The 5,025-nt window shown below is 53.6% G+C and carries 4 protein-coding genes; 2 read left to right on the top strand and 2 right to left on the bottom strand.

Going from position 1 to position 5,025, the window contains the following annotated elements; genetic code table 11:
• Both BCA33_RS18930 and BCA33_RS18925 read left to right on the top strand, forming a co-directional pair.
• A partial coding sequence (locus BCA33_RS18930; RefSeq protein WP_254774630.1) for a LysR family transcriptional regulator occupies window positions 1-974 on the top strand: 974 nt, incomplete at its 5' end.
• A gap of 214 nt (window positions 975-1,188) precedes the next feature.
• A complete protein-coding gene (locus BCA33_RS18925) occupies window positions 1,189-2,208 on the top strand; it encodes a helix-turn-helix domain-containing protein (protein ID WP_071268284.1) in 1,020 nt (339 codons plus the stop codon).
• Between the two features lie 80 nt (window positions 2,209-2,288).
• Here BCA33_RS18925 and BCA33_RS18920 read toward each other — a convergent pair whose 3' ends face one another.
• Together BCA33_RS18920 and BCA33_RS18915 are read right to left on the bottom strand one after the other, a co-directional pair.
• A complete protein-coding gene (locus tag BCA33_RS18920; protein WP_071268282.1) occupies window positions 2,289-3,569 on the bottom strand; it encodes an SO2930 family diheme c-type cytochrome in 1,281 nt (426 codons plus the stop codon).
• Between the two features lie 101 nt (window positions 3,570-3,670).
• Window positions 3,671-5,025, bottom strand: a 1,355-nt coding sequence (locus BCA33_RS18915; RefSeq protein WP_071268280.1) for a parallel beta-helix domain-containing protein, incomplete at its 5' end; no start/stop codon positions are given.

Here is a 5,025-nt window from a genome sequence, read left to right as displayed (position 1 = left end):
GGCGTTCTAGAGAAATCATATCCAGCTGTTTTGCAGGCGGGAAGAGTGCTATCTTGCATCCATTAATTGCATTAAAGGCAATAAGTGTGTTGACGAACGACGAACTCTTTATTCAGGTAGTGGAATCGGGCAGTTTTAAAAAAGCCGCAGAAAATCTTAACTGTGAACCCTCTTCCGTCAGCAGACGCATTGCGGCGCTGGAGGCAAGTTTGCAGGTGAAATTACTGCGTCGCTCAACCAGACACTCAACGACAACGGAACTCGGGCAATTTTATTACGAGCGAATGCGCCAAATTATTGATGCAAAGATTGCTCTGAATGAGGAAATTAGCAGCGGGGTAAACCAACTCAAAGGCAATTTTCGAATTGCTGCGCCTGTAGATTTTGGGGCGCAATTTGTCGTGCCAGTGGTTCGCCAGATGCAAGAACAGGCACCTGAACTCACCGTTGAGCTTTTGCTGGGCAGCCAGCTAGAAAACCTTCAGGAAAAAAATCTCGACGTGGCTGTGCGTATCGGCGCCCTTCGTGATTCTGACTTAATCGCAAAAAACGTCGGGCAGAACCACCGGGTACTCGTCGCCAGCCCAGACTACCTGAATGTACATAACACCCCCGAAACGATTGAGCAGTTGGCAGAGCACAACTTCATTTTCTATTCACCGTCTCAAGCAAGAAGCGACATTGTGTTCGCCGATGGCTGCCGCTGTTCTCACTCAAAAATAAAGAGCAATATCACGATAAACAGCGTGTCGGCCATACGCCAGCTGGTGCATGACGGTGCCGGTATTCATTTAGGCCCATTGTGGGCGTTCAAGGACGATATTGAGCAGGGGAAAGTTGTGCCGCTGTTACCCGAGAGACCGCTGCAAAGCTTCCCTGTTAGTGCGGTATATCTGGCGAGGTCGTACCTGCCCTTTAAGACCAGGGAGTTCACTCGGCTACTCGCCGCTGGATTAAACGATGCTCAGCAGTGAGAGCAGTAAATATGGTGTAAACCAGTTGTGGGCCGTTAAGGAGATAATCCCCGTTGCCATCACCATGCCAAAGTATGCCGGTGAAAGGCCCTTCAAACCTGTGGTTTGACCTAGGGCACGCGCGCCCAGGGCCACAATTGACACGGGCACCTTCGAGTGACATGTTTGAGCCCGTTTAACGCAAACAACAATAATAGTGTCGAGTATTCAGCTGATGTTAGTCCTGACCGGTTTTGGCCTGGCTTGCCTGGTGATTCTTCTGATAGCAACAACCCGAGAGCTGCGCCATTCATCTGCTGCGCAGGTATTTGCGGTACTTCTTATCGCCAGTTCAGGGTTTTTGCTTCATCCGCTCACGCCCGTGTCCTGGCAATGGCTTACGTTGAACCTGGAGGTCATGCTTCCGGCCTTATTCTGGCTACTCTGCCAGACAACCTTTCGTCATCGCCTGAACTTGGCATCGGTCTGGAGCATGATGGCGCTATACAGCGTGCTTGCGCCCTGGATTGCTCGTATTTTTTCCGACCACCAGAGCGCCAGCGGGCTGGGCTTGTTTTTTGGCTGGGAGCTGGGCGAACTGTTTGAGTTTCTTATTATCGCTCAGGGCTTTTGGGTTGTGGTGGCAGACTGGCCTGCCGACCTAGTAGAACCGCGCCGAAAGCTGCGGGCACTGGTGTTGTGTGTGGCAGGCACTGCCGTGTTGTTGGTGGCGCTGGCATTCAACCTGGGCATCGCCTACGCGGTTAATCGGGCGCTGGTGGTGTCTATTGCCGGTATTGCACTGGCCACATTCCTTTTGCAGGGTCGATTCAACGAGTTATCGTTCAGCAGTGAGCTGGCTCCACCTGCCGAGGTTGAGCCGCAGGCCACCGCGCCTTCCATCCAGCCTAATCTTCAACACGCAAACCTGGAGCACCTTGCCAGCCTGATGGCTGGAGGCTATTACCGTACGGAACATCTAACTCTGAAAATGCTGGCCGAAAAACTCAAGCTCCCGGAATACCGCACCCGGGCGCTAATCAACAAAGAGTTGGGCTACCGCAACTTCAACGACTACATCAACCAACTGCGTATTGCCGAGGCAGCGGAACGCCTTGCCTCCGAGCCAGCGTCCCCAATCCTTAACATTGCACTGGATGTTGGATACCGATCCCTCAGCTCATTCAACCGCGCATTCCGGGAAATTAAACAGTGCACGCCCACCGGGTTTCGCCAGAAAAGTACGGTTTCCTGAAACTTTGGCCTAACCATTTTTTGCAATGCCACAATTTGCCTAGTGCCGGGCCCGGCACCACCCAGGCCCGGCTTAGTTCATTATGGCGCAGATGAACAACTTGCCGATGGCAGTTGATCAATCCAGCTGCGGATAAGCGTTGTCCCTTCCATGTGCGCAATATTACGAGCAAGCTCGGGCATCTTATGGCGGCTCTCAAGGGTTGTCATACGGAACAACAAGTAGGAGTCATCGGCATTGCCCGGAATCACGTCGTACGGATAGCCATCTTTGCCTCCGGCAATCGGCTCCTTACACACGCCAAACTTGCTGGGAGAATCCGCAAAATTCCGGTTGTACTCCAACTGCACACCACTGCTACCAGCAGGCCCTGCGTAATCTGCCGGCAACGTAAGCTGTGCACGATGGCAATGGGCACAGTTGATGTCGAGATAGGCCCGCGCTGCGTCATTCAACTCGCTGGAATTAAGTGACGCGACAGGCACCTGATCATTGAACACCGGGGCTTGCTCGACACTCTGCGGGTTGAGCGGCAAACCCGTCAACAACTCGCCTTCAGCCCAGTATTGCAGCTGATTGTATACCGTGCCATCCGCATAGACGTGGTCACTATTGAGATAACGCGCCTTTGGACCAATAGGCAGGAAGATCTGCTCACGCTCGTCATCCGGGCCTTCCAGATCGGGCACAATAGAGTGACAGGAGGAACAGTCCGCAGCTTTGGGAACAGAGTAGTCAAACGTAATCTGCTGGCCTTGATTGTTAATGGTGGTGAGATCCGTCAGGCGTTTGCCCGCGATGGCCAGAGTCGCGTCGGAATCTGATGACCAGTAATAAGGAAGCGCAAACCACCCATCAGTGCGGTGGATCAAGAGCCGGGTTTCAATAACCAGCTCCTCCCCATCACGCATGGCAGTGTTGGCAGGCAGCGCAAAGGTTTTGGTGATGACAGTCCCTACCGGGAAGTCCAGCACTTCTGAAGGGTTGTAACTGACGGCCTTACCTTCAGGCACGAAGATGAAACGGTACTTACTGGTGTAGTCTGAGAACAAGGCGGTAGACAGATCATAGGGAACGCCACCCCGGGTTGGCCCAACCGTCGGGTCAGTGGCGTCAGCAAACAGGTTGTAGTCCGAGAGTTTAGGACATGTTTCTGTCATCAACGCATCCCAATTGACCCCGGAGGTCGTCGCGCTGCAACTGCCCTCTGCGCCCGTCGGCGAACCGGCTCCGGCATTCAAGGCATTGCCCACTGGTGGGGATGTATCACCAGTGTCGTTTCCACCATCTCCGCCGCCACACGCTGCCAGAAAAAAAGACGTTGCCAGAATCACTGCGATCGTTTTGTTGTTATTTCTCATAGGTAATGCTCTCGTACAGCGGTGTGTCGCTGGAGCAAACCCGCTCCGACGCCACACCGGTATTGATTGTTGCAGGGTAGATGCCAGCTCAAGAGGCATGATTACAGCGCGCAGGCCGCTTCCGCCAAATCATCCCCGGTACAGCCGTATATGTTGTTTCTGAAGTTCACCTTCGCTGGCGCAAGGCGTGGTTGGGTACAGGAAAGATAATTGGTGCCGACCATCGGCTCGATCAGCAGTTGTGCCTCAGGCTGACTATCACCGTCGAAAGTCGCGGCTGCCGGATCAACCGGGTAGACGAGCCCGGTATTGACCTGGTCATACTCGGGCGCTGGGTTCCCATTGACATTGTTGTTGGCGCAAATCAGATCACCGGGGCCGTATGGGTCATAGTTCACCCCAGCAGCTGCGGCGTCTGGCCCGACAATCGCGTTGAACCCCCCTATTCCCTGGCTGCCGAGATTCGATAACAGCTCACCAATACCGTCGTACAGAATGGCCGGGAAGGTTTGTGCCATTCCTGTGCTATTCCCGGTAGACGTGTAACCATCGATGATCGGCTGAAGCAAAGCGCCACGAGGGCCCGCCCCGTTACGGGCAATGGTATTGTTATGCAGGTAGACATTTTTCAGAGTCGGGCTCCAGCCATCCGCCATGGTTGCACCATAACTGGCAGGATAATCTGCTACCTCGTCATCGATGAGAAAGTAGCTGGTGATCGCAACAGCGGTGGTGTCGTTGTCCGTAATCTGGTTGTTGTAAATTTCCACATCGCTGGCAGCCAGCACAATCACACCTGTGCCCGGCGGCACAGCACCAACCACTCCGGCACCCACGTTGTCCGCGTTGTTGGCGTATATCTGGTTACTGAAAATCCGTACATTACCGCCAAAAGCCTTTTCCAGCCCTGGCAGATCGAACGACAAGATACCGCCGGAATTCCCAACCGCAATGTTGTTGTAAACATCGGCCATGCTGGAGTTTTCAATTTCAATGCCAGCCACGTTGTTCTTGGCGGTATTGTTACGCACCACAATGTTTTCTGACTGGCCCACGTATATTCCTGCGTCAGCCGAGCCGTAGGAGTAGTTGTTCTCCATCAGCACGTTCTGGCTCTTAAGCGGGTACAGGCCATAAGCACCGTTATCTGCTTCCAGATCGCCCTCCCATACCGTAGCGGTGTAGGTGATGTGGATACCGTTAACGTTGGTTGTCTTGATCCCGTTTTTGGGCGCCTCGTAAACTCCCAAATCGCGGATAGTGATGCCATTACCGCCCTGGAAACGGAACGCGTCGTCGCCATTGGACGTACCAAAATCCAGGATGGTTTCATTAATACCGTGACCGGTAATCGTAAGCCCGCGCGCACTGTTGACAACAATGCCTTCCGTCACTACAAAGCGCCCTTTCGGCAGCACGACCAACGCATCCTCAGGAATATCAAACAATGCGAGGG

Origin of the sequence: Marinobacter sp. AC-23, assembly GCF_001858325.1 — a bacterium.
Lineage (GTDB): Bacteria > Pseudomonadota > Gammaproteobacteria > Pseudomonadales > Oleiphilaceae > Marinobacter.
The sequence above is the reverse complement of the archived record's forward strand: the minus strand, read 5'-3'. Positions and strand labels throughout refer to the sequence as shown.

Coding starts and splice junctions, on each gene's coding strand:
- BCA33_RS18925 (WP_071268284.1), top strand. CDS start 1,189: ATGTTAGTCCTGACCGGTTTTGGCCTGGCTTGCCTGGTGATTCTTCTG.
- BCA33_RS18920 (WP_071268282.1), bottom strand. CDS start 3,569: ATGAGAAATAACAACAAAACGATCGCAGTGATTCTGGCAACGTCTTTT.